The organism is Streptococcus oralis ATCC 35037 (assembly GCF_900637025.1).
Lineage (GTDB): Bacteria > Bacillota > Bacilli > Lactobacillales > Streptococcaceae > Streptococcus > Streptococcus oralis.
Map to the genome: position 1 here is coordinate 1,892,532 of NZ_LR134336.1, position 21,795 is coordinate 1,914,326.

A 21,795-nucleotide genomic window follows, 5' to 3' on the forward strand; every position below is an offset into this window, starting at 1 on the left:
CTTATGCCTCCCTCTTTGAGATACTTGAAAATTTATTGTATTCTTTTTGGAAAATCAATTCCACCGTTCCACGAGCTCCACTACGGTTTTTCTCGATGATAACCTCAACCTTGTTATTTGGAATTCCTTCCTCTTCTTCACCTGCACGATCATAGTAGTCGTCACGGTATAGAAAAGCTACGATATCCGCATCCTGCTCGATAGAACCCGATTCACGAATATCAGACAAGACTGGTCTCTTATCCTGACGCTGTTCCACTCCACGAGATAACTGACTAAGAGCAATGACTGGAACCTTTAGCTCTTTAGCTAGAATTTTTAACTGACGAGAAATTTCAGAGACTTCTTGTTGGCGGTTCTCACGACCAGTCCCTGTAATAAGCTGTAGGTAGTCGATCAAAATCAATCCTAGATTGCCCGTTTCTTGAGCTAGTTTGCGTGAACGCGAACGAATTTCCGTGATTCGAATCCCTGGCGTATCATCGATATAGATACTCGCGTTAGCTAGGTTCCCTTGAGCAATGGTATACTTTTGCCACTCCTCATCAGTCAATTGACCTGTACGGATAGAATGGGACTCCACCAAACCTTCTGCTGCCAACATACGGTCTACTAGACTTTCTGCACCCATTTCCAGTGAAAAGATGGCAACCGTCTTGTCCAACTTAGTCCCAATGTTCTGAGCAATGTTCAAAGCAAAGGCCGTCTTACCAACCGCTGGACGAGCCGCTAGGATAATTAGTTCCTCCTCATGGAGACCTGTCGTCATATGGTCCAAATCACGATAGCCTGTAGCAATACCTGTGATATCCGTTGTTTGTTGTGACCGAACTTCTAGATTCCCAAAGTTGATATTTAGAATATCACGGATGTTCTTGAACCCACTACGATTGACGTTTTCGCTAACATCAATGAGTCCCTTTTCAGCCTGAGCGATGATTTCATCTGCAGGCTTAGAAGCCTCATAGGCTTGGTTGACAGACTCTGTCAACTTGGAAATCAAGCGACGTAGCATAGCCTTTTCAGCAACAATTTTAGCATAATACTCCGCATTAGCTGAAGTTGGTACTGAGTTGACAATTTCAACAAGATAGGACAATCCACCAATATTTTGCAGATCCCCTTGGCTATCCAAAATCGTCCGAACTGTTGTCGCATCAATCGCTTCTCCACGATCCGACAAGTCTACCATCGCTTGGAAAATCAACCGATGAGCATACTTAAAGAAGTCGCGAGAATCAATGTATTCTCGGACAAAAACGAGCTTACTCTCATCTATAAAAATAGCCCCCAGAACAGATTGTTCTGCTAAAATATCCTGAGGTTGAACTCGCAGTTCCTCTACTTCTGCCATCCGACTTTCCTTCCTTTTACAATCTTGTCAAGAAGTTGTAAACTTAACCTTCTTTTACACGAAGATTGATGACACTTGTAACATCTTGATAGATTTTCACTGGTACATCAATCAAACCTACTGCTCGAATTGGTGCTTGCACTTGAATATTGCGTTTGTCAATCTTGATACCAAATTGCTTTTGCAATTCTTCTGCAATCTTCTTGTTGGTGATGGACCCAAATGTACGACCATCTGGCCCAACCTTTTCAACAAACTCTACAACAGTTTCTTCTGCTTCAAGCTTAGCCTTGATGGCTTTTGCTTCAGCAATCATTTCAGCATGAGCCTTTTCTTCTGATTTTTGTTTTCCACGCAACTCACCCACTGCTTGAGCAGTTGCTTCCTTGGCCAGATTCTTTTTAATCAGGAAGTTTTGAGCGTAGCCAGTTGGTACTTCCTTAATTTCGCCTTTCTTCCCTTTTCCTTTAACATCTGCTAAAAAGATTACTTTCATTCTTCTTTCTCCTTTTCCTTTACTTCTTCCAAGATTAGTTGAGTCAATTTTTCTCCTGCTTCTGTTAGACTCATATTCTCGATTTGCGCGGCAGCTAGATTAAAGTGACCACCGCCACCCAACTCTTCCATAATGCGTTGCACATTGATTTTACTACGACTTCGAGTCGAGATAGAGATAAATCCTTGTGTATTTTTTGCTAGAACGAAGCTGGCTTCAATACCTGACATAGCCAGCATAGCATCGGCAGCCTTACTGATAACAACTGTGTCATAAGACATTGAGTCCTTAGCTCGGGCAATCAAGATATCTGAACCTAACTTACGACCTTGTAAAATGAGTTCATTTACCTCACGGTACTCTTCAAAATCTGTCGCAGCAATCTCCTGGATAGCAATACTGTCACTTCCCCGTGTTCTCAGATAGCTAGCCACATCAAAGGTTCGGCTCGTCACGCGAGATGTGAAATTCTTGGTATCCAGCATCATACCAGCCATCAAAACACTGGCCTGCATACGACTCAAACGATTTTTCTTAGAATTTTGGAACTGAATCAATTCTGTGACCAACTCACTGGCACTACTTGCCCCACTTTCAATATAGGTGATGACTGCATTCTCAGGGAAATCCTGATCACGTCTATGATGGTCAATAACAATAGTTTGAGTGAACAAATCATAAAAATCTTTTGACAAAGTCAAAGCCGTCTTGGAATGATCCACCAGAATCAATAATGAACGGTTTGTAACTAACTTCATCGCATCTGTAAGAGATAAAAGTTTCGTGACATCTTCCTTCTTCAAGAACTGAATAGCACGTTCGATATCTGCTGGCATATGGTCTGCATCATAGACAGCATAACTGTTCTCAATAATATTACTTGCAAACAACTGCATACCAACAGCAGATCCCAAAGCATCCATATCTAGATTTTTATGACCGACTACAAAAACTTGGTCAACACTTCGAATCTTATCAGAAATGGCTGTCATCATGGCTCTGGTACGTGTACGAGTACGTTTGATAGATGCAGCAGTTCCTCCACCAAAGTAGACAGGATTCTTGGTTTCGTTATTTTCCTTGACCACCACCTGGTCACCACCGCGAACTTCTGCTAAGTTCAAGTTGAGCAAGGCAATTTTCCCTATCTCTTCATGGTTTCCATCACCATAAGAAAATCCCATACTTAAGGTTAGAGCTAGTTGCCTCTGTTTTGATTCTTCTCGGAAAGTATCAATAACAGAGAATTTATCATTCATCAATTCCTCTAGTACCGTGTAATCTGTGAATACATAAAAACGATCCATCCCCACACGGCGAGAGAACATAGCATACTTACTAGCAAATTCTGAAACAAAATTGGCTACAAAACTATTTATATGACTGATATCGGAGTCAGATGTCGCATCCTCCAAATCATCATAGTTATCTACCGAGATGACTCCAATGACTGGACGGCTAGTTACCAATTCGACAGTTGCTTCGTACTCCCCAGAAACATCAAAGAAATACAAAACGCCTGAAGCCTTGTCCATATGGACAGCATATCGTGTTTCGCCCAAGGTAGCATACGAACCTGGATTCCCAACAGAAGCCTTGATGATGGTTTGAATTAACTCAACATCAATTTCCCCTTCTTCAGTCGTCAAAATCAGCTCAGCATATGGATTAAACCATTCTACTTCTCCACTTGACAAGTCTAATTTCAGGACTCCCACCGGCATTTGATCAAGCAAAGTACTCAAGCTATTTTCGGCTTGGTGATTTACATATTGGATTTGTTCAATTTCGCTCTTTTCATACTGTTTTTTTTGCCATACAAATAAAAGCAGATAAAGCAGTACAAATAAAAACAAAACAGTGATTGTTACAGCAAGATTATGTGAAAAAATAATCAGCAAAGTTAAGATTCCGAAAGTTGCAAGTCCTAGCAAGACCGCAGAAAACGGGATTAAATTATTTTTTTTCATTCTAAACCTCTTGCGCATTATTATATCACAAAAACCCTTAAAAAGCGACCTTTTAAAAGATGCAAGCCCTTCATTTCTCTAACTTCAGACACAAAAAGAGGAGGGAATCATCACCCTCCTACCCACGTGTTCAGAACACTAACACCTAACGTTCCACGATAAGGGCAGTCCCCATCCCTCCTCCGATACAGAGAGTTGCTAAGCCAGTTTTAGCATCACGTTTCATCATCTCATGTACCAGAGTCACTAAGATACGGCAACCGGAAGCCCCAATTGGGTGACCAAGAGCAATGGCGCCACCATTGACGTTAACAATATCTGTGTTGAAACCAAGTGTTTTACCAACCGCACAAGCCTGAGCAGCAAAAGCTTCATTTGACTCAATCAAGTCGAGATCTTCAACTGTCAAATTGCCTTTTTCAAGAGCCTTGCGAGTCGCATAAATCGGTCCACATCCCATCATCTTAGGATCCAAACCTGCACTTGCATACGAACGAATGCGGGCAATCACTGAAAGCCCTAATTCTTCCGCTTTTTCAGCACTCATCATCAAGACAGCGGCTGCTCCGTCATTGATACCGGAAGCATTTCCCGCTGTGACAGAACCGTCTTTTTTGAAAACCGGACCTAGCTTAGACAGGCTCTCCAAGCTAACATCTTTTCTAGGATATTCATCTGTATCAAAAACGATAGGATCGCCTTTGCGTTGAGGAATGACAACTGGCACAATCTCTTCTTTAAAGTGTCCAGATTCTATAGCTGCAACTGCTCGTTTTTGTGACTCTAAAGCAAGAGCATCTTGCTCTTCTCTACTGATGCCATATTCTTCAGCCACACTCTCAGCTGTAATCCCCATATGGTATTCGTTAAAGGCATCAGACAAACCGTCCTTAATCATAGTATCTACCACTTTCGAATCGCCCATACGGCCACCCCAACGGAAACTTGGCAAAACGTATGGCGCCTGACTCATGTTTTCTGCACCACCAGTTACGATAATATCTGCATCGCCACATCGAATCGCTTGAGCAGCCAACTGCACGGCCTTCAAACCGGAACCACAAACCTTGTTGATAGTAAAGGCTGGTGTAAATTCAGGGAGTCCTGCATGAACGCTCATTTGACGAGCTACGTTTTGACCTAAACCTGCGCCTAGGACATTCCCCATAATCACTTCGTCTACCTGCTCTGGTTTGACATTGGCTTTTTCCAAAGCATTCTTAATAACCAACGCTCCCAAATCAACAGCTGAAACATTCTTCAAACTTCCTCCAAAGGAGCCTATTGGAGTTCGTACTGCAGAAACAATCACCACGTCTTTCATAACTGCCCCCATTTATACCTTTTATAATATTGCAATACAAAAGTGGTTTACACTGGTGTAAACCACTTTAAAAATTCTATTTTATGATTCTTTTACTTCTAACAAACCAACTTCTCCATCTTCACGGCGATACAAAACATTAGTTGTTTGATCTTCTACATCTACATAGATAAAGAAATCATGTCCCAATAAATCCATTTGGAGAAGAGCTTCTTCTAAATCCATTGGCTTTAAATCAATTTGTTTTGAACGAACGACTTTGGGTTGCACAACATCTGCATCTTCAACTAGAGCATCTGTAAAGAGTTGACTTGTCGCAACTTTACTTTTATTCTTACGTTCGATTTTAGTTTTATTTTTACGAATCTGACGTTCAATTTTATCTGTTACAAGATCGATAGAACCATACATATCTTGGGAAATATCTTCAGCACGAAGAGTGATAGATCCAAGTGGAATTGTTACCTCAACCTTTGCTGTTTTTTCACGGTAAACTTTCAAGTTCACACGTGCATCCAACTCCTGCTCAGGTTGGAAATACTTTTCGATCTTTTCGAGTTTAGAAACTACATAATCACGAATTGCTTCTGTTACTTCTAGGTTTTCACCACGGATACTATATTTAATCATATAAGTACCTTCTTTCTAAACATTTTTGTTTTTCTAATTATATTATAACGCTTTCATTTTCATTTTGCAAATTTTTTCCTTATCTTACAAGGGAAAAAGTTTTAACTTCCAAAGCACCTGCTTCTTCCAAAAGTCGTTTCACACGATTCACAGTTGCCCCTGTTGTATAGATGTCATCAATCAGCAAAATCTTCTTAGGAAATGAGATACCATCTTTAATAAAAAATGGAATTTCAGTAGCTAACCTTTCCAAACGGCTTTTAGAAGAACTAGCGCTCTCTTCTCTTTTTCCTAATATATCTTTAAAAGAAAAGCCTGTTGCCTCAACCAAACCTTCGACTTGGTTAAACCCCCTCTCAAGCAATCTTTCAGGGCTTAGGGGAATCAACACAAATTGATATCCTCTATACTTTTTCAGCTCCTCAGCAAGAACAGAAGCAAAAACCTTTCTAAGCAAAAAATCGCCATCAAACTTATATCGACTGAAAAAGTCTTTCATAGCTTGATTATAGGTAAAGATTGCCTTATGATCAACCTGAATTCCTTCTTTACACCAAAGTTTACAATCTTGACACTTAGTTGACATGCCTGTTTTCATACAGTTTGGGCAATAATTCTCACCAATCCTCTCAAAACTAGAAGCACAAGCTGAGCAAAGATAACTGCAATCATCCTTCAAAAGGAAGAGACTGCTAAAAGTCAGCTCACTCTTTGTAGTCTGGCCACATAATAAACAGTTCATAACCCTGCCTCCTTATTCATCTGCTTGATTTCCTTGATTGCCTTTTTGATGGAAGCATTTAATCCATCATGAAAGAAGAGCAACTCACCAGTTGGTCTATCCATACTGCGTCCAACTCGCCCTCCAATCTGAATCAAACTAGACTTGGTAAAGAGACGATGATTAGCTTCTACTACGAAAACATCCACACAAGGGAAGGTAACCCCGCGTTCCAAGATTGTCGTACTGATCAGTATTGTTAGTTCTCCATCTCGAAAAGCTTGCACCTGCTCTAATCGGTCTTCTGTGACAGAAGACACAAATCCGATATTCTCATTCGGGTACTGCTCCTTCAAGATTTCTTTTAGTTTCTCGCCTTTTTTAATCTCTGATGCAAAAATCAGCAAAGGATAACCTGTTCTTCTCTGTTTCTCAATGTAGGTCTTTAACTTGGATGACAACTGACTTTTCTCTAAACAGTGATTAAAATCCGATAACCAGACTGGTTTAGGAATAATCAAAGGATTTCCATGAAACCGTCTCGGCAAGCTTAATCGTTTTAATTCTCCTGTGTGAACCTTCCTATCTAACTCATCTGTAGAAGTTGCTGTAAGGAATATCCTTAATCCATCCTCCTTTACACTATTCTTTACAGCATAGTAAAGCATAGAGTTATCAACATAAGGAAAGGCATCTACCTCATCCACTATCAACAAATCAAAAGCATGATAAAATTTTAATAACTGATGAGTTGTTGCAATTACTAAGGGAGTTCGAAAATAGGGCTCTGATTCGCCATGGAGTAGCGCTATATCACAAGCAAAGTCATTCTGCAGTCGCTTATACAGTTCTAAACATACATCAATTCTAGGGCTTGCCAAACAAACTGCACCACCATCATCAATCACTTTAGCTACAACTTGATAAATCATCTCTGTCTTTCCAGCACCCGTCACAGCATGAACTAAAGTCGGTTCTTTCTTTTCGACTGCTCGAATCAACCCCTCTGATAACTTTTCCTGAAAAGGGGTTAACTGACCACGCCATTTGAGAACATCTTGCTTTGGAAAATCTTCCTGCGAAAAATAGTATAAGGCTTGATCACTCCTGACTCGCTTCATCAGCAAACACTCCCTACAATAGTAGGCACCAATAGGCAAATGCCATTCTTCTAGAATACTACTATTACAACGTTGACAAAACAGTTTCCCTTTCTCTTTTCTCATTGCTGGAAGTTTCTCAGCCATCTGACATTCTTCTTTTGTTAATTCTTTCTCAGTAAACAAGCGACCGAGGTAATTTGGATTTACTTTCATACTTCTTTATTCGTAAAAATCTAGCACTTTAGGTAATTTTTTAGTACAATTAAATCATGGAATTTAGAACAATTAAAGAGGATGGGCAGGTCCAAGAAGAAATCAAAAAATCACGCTTTATCTGTTATGCCAAGCGTGTCTATAGTGAAGAAGAAGCTCGTGACTTTATCACTGCTATCAAAAAAGAACACTACAAAGCCACCCATAACTGCTCTGCTTTTATTATTGGGGAACGCAGTGAGATCAAGCGTACGAGTGATGATGGGGAACCTAGTGGTACTGCTGGAGTCCCTATGCTGGGTGTCTTAGAAAATCATAATTTAACCAATCTCTGTGTGGTAGTGACACGCTACTTTGGTGGCATCAAACTAGGTGCTGGCGGTTTGATTCGTGCTTATGCAGGTAGTGTGGCCTTGGCTGTCAAAGAAATTGGCATTATTGAAATCAAAGAACAGGCTGGTATAGCCATTCAGATGTCTTACGCTCAGTATCAAGAATATGGCAATTTCCTTAAAGAGCATCATCTCATGGAGCTGGATACAAACTTTACAGATCAAATTGCTACAATGATCTATGTTGATAAGGAAGAGAAAGAAAAGATCAAAGCTGCTCTTGTTGAGTTCTTTAATGGAAAGGTTACTTTAACAGATCAAGGTTTACGAGAAGTTGAAGTCCCTGTAAACCTAGTGTAAACGAAGGAGAAATTATGGCTTTTGGGAAATTTATTCAAGGACTTGCTGGAAACTTTAGCGAGGAGAACAAAGAGACTCTTATTAAAGAATATGGACAATATCTACTAGAGAATGAAGAAATTCAAAGTGGATATAAACTTATTCGCGATTCAATTATCTTTACAAATATCCGTATTATTTTTACAGATAAGCAAGGAGCCACTGGTCGCAAGGTGTCTGTTAAGTCACTCTTTTTGATGAACATTGTAAACGTTGAAATGGAAACTGCTGGAGCAGGTATAGATGATAGTGAGATTACAATCACTTACTTAGAAAATGTCTTTCTAAAAGCACATAATGAGCATCTGAGTTTCCATAAATTTGAATTCCCTAAAAAAACGGACATCCTCCCTCTTTACACCTATTTATTAGAATTGGCTTATCACAATCGATTAAAAATTAATGGCTTAGACCTTTGATATAAAAAAATCCTATCACTTTGATAGAATTTCTATATTTTACAAATAGCCTTAAGCGCGTTATACTAGTATCATCTTATACAAAGAGGTATATCTATGGCTATTTATAACAATATCACTGAACTAATCGGACAAACACCGATTGTTAAACTTAACAACATTGTTCCAGAGGGTGCTGCAGACGTCTATGTTAAACTAGAAGCTTTTAACCCTGGATCGTCAGTAAAAGACCGCATTGCCCTTAGCATGATTGAAAAAGCGGAACAAGATGGTATTCTAAAACCGGGTGCTACCATTGTTGAAGCAACGAGTGGAAACACTGGTATCGGTCTTTCATGGGTCGGTGCCGCTAAAGGATATAAAGTTGTTATCGTCATGCCTGAAACAATGAGTGTGGAACGACGTAAGATTATCCAAGCCTATGGTGCTGAACTCGTCCTCACTCCTGGTAGCGAAGGAATGAAAGGAGCTATTGCTAAAGCTCAGGAAATCGCCGCTGAACGTGACGGCTTCCTTCCACTCCAATTTAATAATCCAGCTAACCCAGAAGTACACGAAAGAACAACAGGAGCTGAAATACTGGCTGCTTTCGGTTCTGATGGACTAGATGCTTTTGTGGGTGGTGTTGGTACTGGTGGAACGATCTCAGGTGTTTCTCACGCTCTTAAAGCAGCAAATTCAAACATTCAAGTTTATGCAGTTGAGGCAGACGAGTCAGCTATCTTGTCTGGTGAAAAACCAGGACCTCACAAAATTCAAGGTATCTCAGCTGGATTTATTCCTGAAACACTTGATACAAAGGCCTATGATGGTATCGTCCGCGTAACGTCAGATGATGCTTTAGCACTTGGCCGTGAAATTGGTGGAAAAGAAGGCTTCCTTGTTGGGATTTCTTCAGCTGCAGCGATTTACGGGGCAATTGAGGTTGCCAAGAAATTAGGTACAGGTAAGAAAGTACTTGCTTTAGCACCAGATAACGGCGAACGTTATTTGTCTACAGCACTCTATGAATTTGAAGTGTAGCCTCCTAAATGCACTTAGCCCTTATTAAAGGGCTTTTTGTTTACTCATACAGACTCTACTCTCTAGACAAAAAGAAAAAGGAAGCAATTTGCTTCCTTTTCTATTAGTTATTCAAGGCTGCTGCCATTGTAGCTGCAACTTCTGCTTCAAAGTCGTTTGCAGCTTTCTCAATACCTTCACCAACTTCAAAGCGAGCGAACTCAACTACTGAAGCATTTACTGATTCAAGGTAAGCTTCAACTGTCTTGCTGTCATCCATGATGTATAGTTGTGCAAGAAGTGTGTATGCTTGGTCAACTTTAGTGTTGTCAAGCATGAAGCGGTCCATTTTACCTGGGATGATTTTGTCCCAGATTTTTTCTGGTTTGCCTTCTGCAGCCAACTCAGCTTTGATATCAGCTTCAGCTTGAGCAATCACTTCATCAGTCAATTGTGCTTTTGATCCATACTTCAAGTGTGGAAGAGCTGGTTTACCAACCATTGCACGGCTTTCGTTATCTTGGTCGATTACGTGGTTCAATTGTGCCAACTCATCTTTAACGAATTGCTCATCCAATTCTTTGTAAGAAAGAACTGTTGGTTTCATCGCAGCAATATGCATTGAGATTTGTTTAGCAAGCGCTTCGTCTCCACCTTCGATTACAGAGATAACACCGATACGTCCACCATTGTGTTGGTATGCTCCAAAGTGTTGCGCATCTGTTTTTTCAAGCAAAGCAAAACGACGGAATGAGATTTTTTCACCGATTGTAGCTGTTGCAGATACATATGCAGCTTCAAGAGTTTCACCTGAAGGCATTGTCAAAGCAAGAGCTTCTTCGTTGTTCGCTGGTTTTCCTTCAGCAATTACTTTAGCTGTTGCGTTTACCAAGTCAACGAATTGAGCGTTTTTCGCAACGAAGTCAGTTTCAGCATTTACTTCAACTACTGCTGCAACGTTACCATTAACAAATACACCAGTCAAACCTTCTGCAGCAACACGGTCAGCTTTCTTAGCTGCCTTCGCCATACCTTTTTCGCGAAGCAATTCAATCGCTTTTTCGATGTCACCGTCTGTTTCTACAAGCGCTTTTTTAGCGTCCATAACACCGGCACCAGATTTTTCACGCAACTCTTTTACAAGTTTAGCTGTAATTTCTGCCATTTTGATTCTCCTATATTTTTTAAAAATAGGAGAGCTGGGCTAGGCCCCGCCCTCCTAGGTAATTACTATTTATATGAATTAAGCGTTGTCGCCTTCTACAACTTCAACGATTTCTTCGATTGAGTCAGCTTGAGCTTCTGAAGCTGCAAATTCAGCTTCAACTGCTGCTGCATCTTCACCTTGACGTCCTTCGATGATAGCGTCAGCCAATTTAGCTGTGATCAATTTAACAGCGCGGATAGCGTCATCGTTAGCTGGGATGATTACATCGATATCGTCTGGGTCAGTGTTTGTGTCAACCATCGCTACAACTGGGATACCCAATTTTTTAGCTTCTTTAACAGCGATTTGTTCTTTATGTGGGTCAACTACGTACATTACATCTGGGATACGAGGCATGTCTTCAATACCACCCAAGAATTTTTCAAGACGTGCACGTTGTTTGTTAAGAAGTGCAACTTCTTTCTTAGGAAGAACGTCGAAGATTCCTTCTTCTTCCATACGTTTGATTTCTTTCAAACGAGCAATACGTTTTTGGATAGTTCCCCAGTTAGTAAGAGTTCCACCCAACCAACGGTGGTTGATGTAGTATTGACCTGAACGTTCTGCTTCTTCTTTAACAGCGTCAGCAGCTTGTTTTTTAGTACCAACAAACAATACAACTGCATCGTTAGCTGCCGCATCACGCATAAAGTCGTATGCTTGGTCAGCGTATTTTACAGTTTGTTGCAAGTCGATAACGTGGATTCCGTTACGCTCAGTGAAGATGTACTTAGCCATCTTAGGGTTCCAGCGACGAGTTTGGTGACCAAAGTGTACACCAGCCTCAAGAAGTTGTTTCATTGAAATTACTGCCATGAGTATTTCTCCTTTTTGTTTTTTTCCTCTCCTCGACTTCAACTTGCAAAACGACCCGAGGGCAACAGTTTTACAATTCATCAAGAATGAGTATTATCGTTTACACGACAAGTTTCATTTTACCACATTTTAGCGATATTTTCAAGTGGTTTTGATAGATTTCGGCCTTGCTTCCGATAAAAAATAATAAAAGAGGCTCAAATCGAGCCTCTTCGTTTCATTCATTAGTTTGGATAGATGTATGTTACGTAACCTTCAGAAGTTGTTGTTGGGTTAAACCATCCACGTTTGTTACCGATTGTACGATCTCCACCATAGTTTGATTCTGATACTTGAATGCTAGTTGATGATGAAACTGCTGTAACAACCGCTACGTGTCCATATCCACCGTCATTCCAACATGCAATCGCACCAACTTGTGGAGTTGATCCAGTACGGAATCCTGCAGCTGCTGCACTTGTAGCCCACTGCGCTCCGTTACCCCAGTAATCTCCAGCCCAAGGCGCTAATGTCTTAGCTCCCCAAGTACATTCTCCAGTTGGATAACTTGAAGCATTTGTACTGTATGTTGGACGCTGTCTTGTTGGAGTTGGTGCAGGTGCCGGAGTGTAGCTTGAATCATCATCTGATGAAGAGCTTGAAGTTGCTTGCACTTGATCTGAAAGTGTTGTATTTCCAGAAGCAACAACTGATTGTTGTTGGCTTGTTTGACGTGCTTTATAAGCCGCTTCTGCTTCAGCTGCCGCTTTTGCTTCTGCCTCTGCTGCTGCTTTTTGTTCCAACAAAGTAGCTTTATCACTTTCTGCAGTAGCTTTCTCTGCAGCAAGGTTTAACTCAGCAACTTTCAACTCTGCTTGTTTTGTTGTCAATGCTTGTGCATCGTCAGCAAGCGTTTGTTGGTTCGCAATGACAGTGTTGATTGCTTCATTATTTGCAACCTGTTTTTCAGCGATAGATTTCTTATCAGCTTTCTGTTGTTCCAACATTTTGTTGTTAGCTGATACAATCTCGCTCATTGCTGCAACACGTGAAATAGCTTCTGTAATTGATTTTGAGTTTACAATTGTATTGATGTAGCTAGTTGCAGCACCGTTTGTTTGTGCGCTACGTGCTTGTTTCTCCAAAGATTCATTACGAGCAACAATGTTCTTAGAAAGCTCTGTAATTTCTCCTTCAAGTTTTTTAGATTCAGCTTGTAGAGTTTCATTCTCAGCTTCCAAGTTCGTTTGTTGAGTTTGGATAGCTGTAACTTGCGTTTGGATTTCATCTACTTGTTTTTGAGCTTCTTTTTGTTGAGATGTCAAATTACTAATCTTACTATCTTGAGCAGCAATCTTTTCATCAGTTGTTTCAGCGTGGACAGTTGTCAATACTGCCGCTTGAGACACTAATACTGTACTTAATAAAAGTGACGCTAAGATTTTTTTCTTCATATTGTGTAGATACTCCTTCTATTTAAGACATTACTAGTATACCAAAAAAAGACATAATAAATATTACGCCTTTGTTACATTTTTATTTCTTTCTTATAGATAACATTTTTCAAAAATATATTGGAAAATAAGCATCCATAAAAAGTTTAAAATCATTGATGGGACAAGGCTATAGACGATGAAAACTGGCATCGATTCTACTGTCAATCCCATAGCAAGAGCAAGGAGGTAGCTCCCCATATCAAATAGGAAACTCATCACAACTATTGTTAACATTCTTGTCCAACGGTTTAGCAAAATTACACTATTAAATTTATGGAGCGAAGCTCCTATCAAGATAAATAGAAGTGTTGCAATTCCTATCAAGTGGAAAAAATAGATATCGTACACCAAACCCACTATACCGCAATAAGCTAGATAGAGATATTCTGAAACCTCAATTGTCTCAAACAAGAGAAATAAAAACAGAAAATGACTTGCTAAATGAAAGTGAGGGAAGAAGGATCCCGCTAATTGTCCAATATGTGCATCAATTAGTACAACAAAAGGGAGTAAAAAGAAAATACCAATTTGTTTTAACAGTCTCATTGCTAATTCCCCACTAACTCAACCACATGAAGATTTTTGGTGTCAGCACTTAACTTTACTGTTACCTCCTTTGTTAGATAATCACTGCTGTGTGTTGTAGCAACAACCTCTCCAACAGGGATATCCTTAACATTAAAGTTTCCGAGCCCCCCTGTAGTCACCTTGTCTCCCGCGCTAATGTCGCTGTTGCTGTTTAATTGACTAATTTTAAGCAGTTCAGATTCCTTATCATAACCAACGATAATCCCGTAAATTTCAGTAGAGCCATGCAGGATTTTAACAGAAATTTTGTCTGAATTTTCGGTGTTTGTCAATAGGTTGATCGTTGTTGAATGATCCTCCACCTTTGAAACACTACCAATCAAACCCCCGTTTGCAATGGCCAACATATTTTCAGAAGCTCCTTTTGAACTTCCCACATCAATTGTTAACTCTTGTTTCCAAGATACTGGAGCTCGCATAATCACATCTGCTGAAATGGTTTTTGTAGCCTGCAATTTTGACTTCATATCCAGCAACTGACGTAATTGTTCATTTTCATTTTTTAAACTTTCTGATTGATTAGACTCCACCTCTAGTTGATAAAGCTGTTTTTTTAGACTTTCGTTTTCATTGTAAGTCTGCGTCAAATGTCCCAAATCTGATTTAAAAGTATCAAACCACTGAAAGGGTTTTTGAACAATTCTATCTACTAAAGAAATCCCATCTCCTAGTTTCGTCACAATAGCGCTTGAATAGGTTGTCACTAATAGAACAGAAACTGCCAGAACTGTGACAAAAACGATGATTAGATATTTTGATTTTTTAAAACGGTTCATATTCCTACCTTTATACTAAAAACCTGCTACTGTGAGCTTCTTACCAATCCTACAAACCTGCTAAGATTTTAAGAAAAATAAGAAACATCCCAGTACCAAAATCACAAGAATTGCCAGTGTATCCTTTTGACTCCATCTCAATTGTCTATACTGACTTCTACCCTTTCCTCCCTGATAACCACGCGCTTCCATGGCTATTGCCAATGAATCTGCACGCTTTAAGCTCGTCGCAAAAAGAGGAATTAAAATCGGAATCATAGCCTTTACTTTTTGAACGATGCTACCTTCGCCAAAGTCAACTCCACGAGCTTTTTGAGCATTCATAATTCTCGTTGTGTCATCCATCAAGGTTGGAACAAAACGCAAACTCATTGATAACATGAGACCAATTTCATGAACGGGAACTTTCACGCGTTTCAGCGGTGCTAAAAGAGCTTCAACTGCAGCTGCCAGACTCAAAGGCATGGTCGTTAAGGTTAGCAAGGTTGAAAAGAAAATAATCAACACAAAACGACAGAAAATGATTCCTGCTTGTTGCAAAGCATAATCCGTTATTCTTATAAAAGAAAACTCAAATAGGACATTTCCACTTGAAATGAAAAAGAGCTGAAAAAGAGTCGTAAAAGCAATCAAGAAGAACATGGATTTTAATCCCTGAACGAAAAATGAGAGGGAAACGCCTGACAAAGCGATAAATATACCTGTCGCTATAAACAAAATGAGATTGGTGAGGGGATTATTAGCCCAAAATACAATCAAAATCAGCAGAATCATGGCAAGCAATTTACTACGTGGATCCAAGCGATGAATGATGGAATCCCCTGGTATATAACGCCCTAAAATCATACTATCCATTTAGCGACTCCTTAAACTCCTCTATCTTGATTGGCAGTTTTTTAAAAGCTACACCTCTATCTGCCAAACGTTTACAAAATGCTGTGATTTTAGGCACACCTAACTGCACCTTTTCCATAGAGGCTACATCTTGGAAAACTTCACTTGGTTTGCCACTTTTGACCAAACGCCCCTTTTCCATAACATAAACCTGATCAGCATATGCAGCTACATCATCCATCAAATGCGTTACCAGAACGATTGTCATTCCAGCAAGGTGAAGCTCTTTAAACAAGGTCATCAATTCTTTTCTGCCCAGAGGATCTAGTCCAGCTGTAGGCTCATCCAAAACCAAGACAGTTGGCTCCATGGCTAGCATACCTGCTATAGCCACACGTCTCATCTGACCACCCGAAAGTTCAAAAGGACTGCGCTCAAAGAGTGACTCATCGATGCCTACCAAGGCTAACTTTTCACGCGCAATTTTCTTGGCCTCTTCCTCAGAAACTCCAAAATTTTGCGGTCCAAATGCAACATCTTTCAAAACAGTCTCTTCGAAAATCTGATTTTCAGCAAATTGAAACACTAGACCAACTTGCTTTCGAATCTGACGAATTTCTTTATTGGTTGATGTAGGGGTAATGACGGTATCGAAAACTCGAACAGAACCCTTACTTGGTACCAATAGGCCATTTAAAAGCTGTAAAATCGTTGATTTCCCACTGCCTGTGTGCCCTACTAAAGCTGTATAGGAACCATCCTCAATCGTCAAAGAAACATCAGTCAAGGCTGATGAAGATAGGGGAGTTCCCTCTTGATAGGTAAAGCTCACATTTTCTAGAGTAATTCCCATAACTTGTCCTCTAGCTCTCCTTCTGTCAAATAGCCATCCGGCAACTGATAACCAGTCTCTCTCAAAGATTCTCTCAATTGATTAGTAAAAGGCTCATCCAACCCTATCTGGTCAAGATCATCCCGAGAAAAAAGTTCTCTTGGGCTGCTGGTTGACTCCACTTGGCCTTTTTTCATGACCAAGACACGGTCACTCATCGCAACTTCTTCCAAGTCATGTGTAATGGAGACGACTGTCATCTGGTTGTCTTTTCGAATCTCTTGAACTGTCTGAATCAGTTCTCGTCGTCCCTCGGGGTCCAACATACTTGTAGCCTCATCTAGAATTAAAATAGCTGGCCTCAGGGCAACAACTCCTGCAATGGCCACACGTTGTTTTTGGCCACCAGATAAACGAGCTGGTTCTCTCTTCTTAAAGTCCAGCATCCCTACCAACTCCAAAGAATCAGCCACTCTCTTCTTCATTTCTTCACGAGGAAGTCCCTGATTTTCTAAACCAAAGGCGACATCATCTTCAACAGTTGCCCCCACAAATTGGTTATCTGGATTTTGAAAAACCATACCAATTTGTCGGCGTAAGTCCCAAACATTCTCAGAGGACAGCAATTGCCCATCTATCCAGATTTCCCCAGACTCTGCTTCAAGCAAGCCATCAATCAAACGGATAGTTGTCGATTTCCCACTCCCGTTATGACCTACAATCGAAAGCCATTCTCCCCGTTTCACGTGAAACGAGATATTATTAACGTCATAATGATCCTGGTCTTCCTTATAACGAAAAGACAGATCTTTTACTTCAATAATCGATTTCATTTCGAACCAAATGTCCCTTTGAATACATGAGCGCTACCCTTGAAATAATCATAGCCAGAGTAGATAGTGAAAAACAAAGCGATATAAAGCAACAGCTGACCAATTAAATCCCAATGTAAGAGCAAAAAGATAATGGCAAACATCTGACTAAAGGTCTTGATTTTCCCTGGCATCGCTGCTGCTAGAACTGTCCCTCCCGTCTCAACAAGCAACAAACGCAAGCCTGTCACCGCAAGTTCACGACAGATGATAATAGCAACAACCCAAGCTGGAGCCATGCCTAACTCAATCAACATGATAAAAGCTGACATAACCAACAGCTTATCAGCCATCGGATCTGCAAATTTTCCAAAGTTGCTGACTACATTCCATTTACGAGCAAGGTAGCCATCAAGATAATCCGTTATACTAGCGACTGCAAAGATGATCGCTGCCAGCAAATGACTGCCTTGTGAATGGCCCAAAGTCAAAATAAGAATAAATAGAGGTATAAAGAGAATTCTACCAATAGTTAATACATTAGGAATTTGTTCTTTTTTCATTGATTTTTCCTTAATCTGTAGTAAATGTAAGTGTTACAGTTCCAGTCTGAGTTGTCAGCTTCGAAGTATCAATCGTTTGATTGTCCACAGTCACAGTAACTCCCTTCACTACACCTAAAGTAATGGTAACGGGATTCTTAGTTGAAACTGTTGTTTTTGCATTCTTATTGTCTGCGGATAGTGTCACACCACCCTCCAGCTCACTTCCTGAAACACTTACCCAACTAGTTGCATCTGAAACTGCCAGTTGAATCGTAGCCGTTTCCTTACTCGTTTTATACCGAGCTTCAATGCGGTTTCCTTCACCTGACACTGTAATAGTTGATTCCGTAGTAGAAGACGAGCTAGACATCTGACTACTAGAAGATGAACTAGATGAGGTTGTTGAACTAGTCAAGTTCACAACACTATAATTAGCTGAAGAAGGACTTGGCTGAGTTTGGATGTAGTTCCAGACATAGTAAGTCACAAAAATTAAAATCGACAAAGCAAATAGAACGAAATAAAACAAGGGGAGATAAGACATTTTTTTCTTATTTGACCGTCTGCGACCAGACAAGTCTTCTTCATCGACATCTACCTCTTCATAAGTAATCATACTACCTGAATCATAGGCGTCCAAAACAATTCTCTCATCCAACTCTACTGCCCAGGCATATTTTCTTAAAAAAGAACGAGCGTAGAAGGTGCTAGGAAGTTGATCGAAATCATCTGCCTCCATAGCTTCTAGAAAATGCAACTGAATTTCAGTTTTTTCCTGCAATTCTTCTAAACTCAATCCCTGGTTAATTCTAGCTAAACGTAGAACCTCGCCAATTGTTTTTTTTCTCATACGTACCATTCCTTCTTTCTAGTATTAGTCATCTTTTAAGCTGGAAAGATTGTAAAATCAACTAAATCACCATTATCAATCAAACGATGTCCAGCTTCTAGAACATCCTCCAAAGTAATTTCCTGTAAAATTTTCGGAAAATCAAAAATTGTTTCTCCGCGATCCATTGGATCGTATTGAGTTGCAATAAATTCCAAAGAGTTCATGCTACTGAAAAACTCACCAAACATCTCACTCTTAACAAGATCTAAATGCTCCTCGGTAATATCCGCATCACTACTAAAATGACGAATCGCTTTACGAAATTGATGTGACAGAGAAACAGGCTCTTTGGTGTCCATTGTCAATATCACAAAATGAAAGCGACTATTGACTTCAACCTCAAGTGACAATGACGCGTCTAACTTCCCAGACTCATATAACCTTTGAAAACGATCAGAAGTCCAACCAAACATCATCGTAAATAGTAATTTCAATAAAATATTGTAACGATAAGACTCAGCTTCTATTATTTGCCCATTACCTCTAATCGCAACAGCAAGTTTGGGTGAAGAAACTTCCATCCGAAGACTATCTGTTTGCTTCACAGGCTGCAAGGGTAGTTGCTCTTTTGAAACCGTAAACTGGTTTGAAACTTCCTTTCCCTTTTTCGAAAAGTATTCCTCAACAACTTTTACATCAATATTTCCAACTAAAAACAGTGACATGTTGACAGGTTTGTAAAACTCTGTAAAATTCTCTTTTAAATTTGAAACTTGAATCTCAGAAATTGATTTTTCACTTCCAACTATATCTGTTGCTAAAGGAGTATCAGGATAAAGGTTGGCTAATGTTGCAAAAAACAAGCGTGAATCTGGATCATCTTGGTACATTTCTCGTTCTTGCTGGATAATATCCTGTTCCCTTAAAACTGATTCTTCTGTAAAATGAACATCTCCGACTAACTCATCTAGCAAATCTAAATTCTCTAATAGATGGTCAATTGTTGAAAAAAGATAGCTGGTCTTAGTAAAGCTTGTAAAGGCATTACTGTCCGCACCTAATCGAGTAAAAGCAGCCATTATATCCTCAGAGTTTTCTCTTTCAAACAATTTATGTTCCAGAAAATGTGCAATTCCTGCTGGATGATGACGTAAACCTTTTCCCAAGCTTGTATAAGTTGCATCTACAGAACCAAATTGAACTGTTACAATCCCATAAACCTCATTGAAATCTTGTTTAGGGAGTAAAGAAACTATCAATCCATTTGACAATTGTGTTTTGTAGACTGTTTCCTTTACAGCAGGATAGTATTTTTCTTCAAAAGTAACCTTTGTCATTCTACTCCTTCCATAAAGTAAATCGCTTGTAACTTCAAACTGTTGGCAACTTTACAGACAGCTTCTTTATCAACACTCTCTAATTTTGCCACCAATCGATCCATATCAAAGCTTGATTTTCCCAATAGAGCATTCAAATAGACTCTTTCAACTAGGGTCTGTTGATTATCTTGAGCCATCAACAAAGATCGTCGAATCATCTCCTTGGTTTGTTCAAGTTCAAAATCTGTAAAGTTACCCTTTTTCAGATTTAGCAATTGATGATTCATCATTTTTCTAGCCTGATTTCGATTTTCTCTATCAATACCCGCATACATCCTTAACAGACCACTAAACAAATCCAATTGACTAGAGACTGTGTAGGCTATTCCAGCATTTTCACGAACGTTTGTAAAAAGTTTCGAATGTGCAAATTCACCCAACAAACCATTCATCACAAGCATGGGCAAATGCTCATCATCGCCATATTTTATAGGAGAATGATACCCTAATTCCAAAATTGATTGCCCAACATTCCTCTGAATCATTCCCTCTCGTAGAACATTCGAATAAGACTGATAATATTGGATAGGAACACAGTTCTCTCTAGCTGTAAGGGATAATGACTTCAGTGATTCTGTGATTTCTACTTCATTAAAATCACCTAAGAAAAAGAAATCAATACGATCATTCTTCAGAGCATTCTGAAAGCACGTGTAGCTACTTTCTGGAGACTCATTTGAAATGCTATTTCGTAAATCACTGTATCTCAATTGAAGACGCTCATCATGGAAGAACAAGCTATCCAACTCCTTATGAGCAAAATAAAATGAATCATCCATATCAGTAGCTAAACTAGCCAATAACTGTTTTCTTTCAATTTCAAATAAGGCTGGCTCAAAAGCACCATCTTGAACTAAGGGGGAAAATAAAGTCTGTTTTACTAATTCCAAAATTCGAGAAGTCAAGACATTCTTTTTACTTAAAAAATCATCCCTCACATAAGTAAATGTTAAGTCAAGAATATGTGCCTGTCCTCTACGATAAGCACTTGTGGAAATATCTGTTCCATATAAACTTGCCAAGTATCTGCGAAATGCTTGTGATGTGGGATAAGCTTGATTTGCCGTCTCCAACATACTCGCACTTAACATGCGTCCTGCTATTGTCTCAAGAGATAAGGGAGCAGTAAAACGAATAGTGATTTTATTTGTTTTAAACTTTTTGGATTGAACAAAATGTGCTGAAATTCCAGGCACTAATTCCATACCTTACCTCCTTACATATAGAGTTCTATTATACCACGAAAATCAAAATTTTTCTTGTTCTCTTTATAGCTTTAAAGAGTAAAATCGTTTTCATTTCAACTAACTTTCCTTCAGCTATTTCAAGGAAAATATGGTATAATACCAAAGATTGAGGTGAATTATGGAATACAAATTATTTGAAGAATTTATTACGCTCCAAGCCCTCCTAAAAGAACTTGGAATTATACAAAGCGGTGGTGCTATCAAATCCTTTTTAATAGATCATCAAGTTTACTTTAATGGCGAGTTAGAAAGTAGACGTGGGAAAAAAATCCGTATTGGAGATACGATTGATATTCCTGATTTAAAGATTGACATCACCTTGACACAACCAAGTTTAAAAGAGCAAGAAGAGTATCAAGCAGATAAGATTGAGAAAGAGCGAATTGCTAAACTTGTCAAAGAGATGAATAAAGGTATCAAGAAAGAAAAACAAAAAACTTCTTCATCGCCTAAAACCAAACAAGTTCCACGTTTTCCAGGAAGATAACC

General features: G+C 39.5%; 23 protein-coding genes. 4 read left to right on the forward strand and 19 right to left on the reverse strand.

What is annotated here, in order from left to right:
- Position 1: 1 nt before the first annotated feature.
- The 7 genes from dnaB to EL140_RS09400 all read right to left on the reverse strand — a co-directional run bounded on the left by dnaB (position 2) and on the right by EL140_RS09400 (position 7,811).
- Positions 2–1,354: a replicative DNA helicase gene (gene dnaB / locus EL140_RS09370; RefSeq protein ID WP_000852477.1), complete on the reverse strand. Its 1,353-nt coding sequence runs from the start codon at positions 1,352–1,354 to the stop codon at positions 2–4.
- Between the two features lie 43 nt (positions 1,355–1,397).
- On the reverse strand, positions 1,398–1,850 hold the full coding sequence (gene rplI, locus EL140_RS09375; RefSeq protein WP_000864211.1) for a 50S ribosomal protein L9: 453 nt from the start codon (positions 1,848–1,850) through the stop codon (positions 1,398–1,400).
- Complete coding sequence (locus EL140_RS09380) at positions 1,847–3,820, reverse strand: DHH family phosphoesterase (RefSeq protein ID WP_000739979.1); 1,974 nt, start codon at positions 3,818–3,820, stop codon at positions 1,847–1,849. The genes rplI and EL140_RS09380 overlap by 4 nt, the downstream gene beginning before the upstream one ends.
- Positions 3,821–3,965: 145 nt before the next feature.
- Positions 3,966–5,144 (reverse strand): acetyl-CoA C-acetyltransferase, encoded by a 1,179-nt coding sequence (locus EL140_RS09385; RefSeq protein ID WP_000656055.1) that lies wholly within the window; start codon positions 5,142–5,144, stop codon positions 3,966–3,968.
- 81 nt (positions 5,145–5,225) lie between these two features.
- Positions 5,226–5,774: a ribosome hibernation-promoting factor, HPF/YfiA family gene (gene hpf, locus EL140_RS09390; protein ID WP_000599114.1), complete on the reverse strand. Its 549-nt coding sequence runs from the start codon at positions 5,772–5,774 to the stop codon at positions 5,226–5,228.
- A gap of 79 nt (positions 5,775–5,853) precedes the next feature.
- A complete protein-coding gene (locus EL140_RS09395) occupies positions 5,854–6,516 on the reverse strand; it encodes a ComF family protein (RefSeq protein WP_000995723.1) in 663 nt (220 codons plus the stop codon).
- Positions 6,513–7,811 (reverse strand): ATP-dependent helicase ComFA, encoded by a 1,299-nt coding sequence (locus EL140_RS09400; RefSeq protein WP_000867712.1) that lies wholly within the window; start codon positions 7,809–7,811, stop codon positions 6,513–6,515. The genes EL140_RS09395 and EL140_RS09400 overlap by 4 nt, the downstream gene beginning before the upstream one ends.
- Positions 7,812–7,867: 56 nt before the next feature.
- Here EL140_RS09400 and EL140_RS09405 point away from each other — a divergent pair, with 56 nt between their 5' ends.
- From EL140_RS09405 to cysK, 3 genes are all read left to right on the forward strand, one after another.
- Positions 7,868–8,503 (forward strand): YigZ family protein, encoded by a 636-nt coding sequence (locus EL140_RS09405; RefSeq protein WP_000395765.1) that lies wholly within the window; start codon positions 7,868–7,870, stop codon positions 8,501–8,503.
- 14 nt (positions 8,504–8,517) lie between these two features.
- Entirely contained in the window at positions 8,518–8,961 is a 444-nt protein-coding gene (locus tag EL140_RS09410; RefSeq protein WP_000863903.1) for a PH domain-containing protein, read from the forward strand.
- A 96-nt stretch (positions 8,962–9,057) separates the two neighbouring features.
- Positions 9,058–9,984: a cysteine synthase A gene (gene cysK / locus EL140_RS09415; RefSeq protein ID WP_001029449.1), complete on the forward strand. Its 927-nt coding sequence runs from the start codon at positions 9,058–9,060 to the stop codon at positions 9,982–9,984.
- Between the two features lie 103 nt (positions 9,985–10,087).
- Here the strand turns inward: cysK and tsf are convergent, their stop codons facing one another.
- The 12 genes from tsf to yfmF form a co-directional block, all read right to left on the reverse strand.
- Positions 10,088–11,128, reverse strand: a complete 1,041-nt coding sequence (tsf, locus tag EL140_RS09420; RefSeq protein ID WP_000808057.1) for a translation elongation factor Ts — start codon at positions 11,126–11,128, stop codon at positions 10,088–10,090.
- A gap of 78 nt (positions 11,129–11,206) precedes the next feature.
- Positions 11,207–11,986 carry a 30S ribosomal protein S2 gene (gene rpsB, locus EL140_RS09425; protein ID WP_000268475.1) on the reverse strand — a complete coding sequence of 260 codons (780 nt, stop codon included), beginning with the start codon at positions 11,984–11,986 and terminating at the stop codon, positions 11,207–11,209.
- Between the two features lie 224 nt (positions 11,987–12,210).
- The gene (pcsB, locus tag EL140_RS09430) at positions 12,211–13,419 is read right to left on the reverse strand and encodes a peptidoglycan hydrolase PcsB (protein WP_000726991.1); all 1,209 of its coding nucleotides are present in this window, start codon (positions 13,417–13,419) and stop codon (positions 12,211–12,213) included.
- 93 nt (positions 13,420–13,512) lie between these two features.
- Positions 13,513–14,007, reverse strand: a complete 495-nt coding sequence (mreD, locus tag EL140_RS09435) for a rod shape-determining protein MreD (protein WP_001237915.1) — start codon at positions 14,005–14,007, stop codon at positions 13,513–13,515.
- Positions 14,008–14,009: 2 nt separating this feature from the next.
- On the reverse strand, positions 14,010–14,825 hold the full coding sequence (gene mreC / locus EL140_RS09440) for a rod shape-determining protein MreC (RefSeq protein WP_001078972.1): 816 nt from the start codon (positions 14,823–14,825) through the stop codon (positions 14,010–14,012).
- A 60-nt stretch (positions 14,826–14,885) separates the two neighbouring features.
- Positions 14,886–15,680, reverse strand: a complete 795-nt coding sequence (locus tag EL140_RS09445) for an energy-coupling factor transporter transmembrane component T family protein (RefSeq protein WP_000377881.1) — start codon at positions 15,678–15,680, stop codon at positions 14,886–14,888.
- Complete coding sequence (locus tag EL140_RS09450) at positions 15,673–16,512, reverse strand: energy-coupling factor transporter ATPase (RefSeq protein WP_000513207.1); 840 nt, start codon at positions 16,510–16,512, stop codon at positions 15,673–15,675. Before EL140_RS09450 ends, EL140_RS09445 begins: the two co-directional genes overlap by 8 nt.
- Positions 16,497–17,324 (reverse strand): energy-coupling factor ABC transporter ATP-binding protein, encoded by an 828-nt coding sequence (locus EL140_RS09455; RefSeq protein ID WP_000835732.1) that lies wholly within the window; start codon positions 17,322–17,324, stop codon positions 16,497–16,499. Before EL140_RS09455 ends, EL140_RS09450 begins: the two co-directional genes overlap by 16 nt.
- The gene (gene pgsA, locus EL140_RS09460; RefSeq protein WP_000712147.1) at positions 17,321–17,866 is read right to left on the reverse strand and encodes a CDP-diacylglycerol--glycerol-3-phosphate 3-phosphatidyltransferase; all 546 of its coding nucleotides are present in this window, start codon (positions 17,864–17,866) and stop codon (positions 17,321–17,323) included. The genes EL140_RS09455 and pgsA overlap by 4 nt, the downstream gene beginning before the upstream one ends.
- 10 nt (positions 17,867–17,876) lie before the next feature.
- Positions 17,877–18,698 (reverse strand): cytoskeleton protein RodZ, encoded by an 822-nt coding sequence (gene rodZ, locus EL140_RS09465; RefSeq protein WP_001227974.1) that lies wholly within the window; start codon positions 18,696–18,698, stop codon positions 17,877–17,879.
- Positions 18,699–18,733: 35 nt separating this feature from the next.
- Positions 18,734–20,017 (reverse strand): EF-P 5-aminopentanol modification-associated protein YfmH, encoded by a 1,284-nt coding sequence (yfmH, locus tag EL140_RS09470; RefSeq protein WP_000170121.1) that lies wholly within the window; start codon positions 20,015–20,017, stop codon positions 18,734–18,736.
- Positions 20,014–21,264, reverse strand: coding sequence for an EF-P 5-aminopentanol modification-associated protein YfmF (gene yfmF / locus EL140_RS09475; protein WP_000424568.1), 1,251 nt, complete (start codon positions 21,262–21,264; stop codon positions 20,014–20,016). The genes yfmH and yfmF overlap by 4 nt, the downstream gene beginning before the upstream one ends.
- Before the next feature lie 160 nt (positions 21,265–21,424).
- On the opposite strand from yfmF, the gene yaaA reads away from it, so the two are divergent.
- The gene (yaaA, locus tag EL140_RS09480) at positions 21,425–21,793 is read left to right on the forward strand and encodes a S4 domain-containing protein YaaA (protein WP_000455876.1); all 369 of its coding nucleotides are present in this window, start codon (positions 21,425–21,427) and stop codon (positions 21,791–21,793) included.
- Positions 21,794–21,795 lie beyond the last annotated feature (2 nt).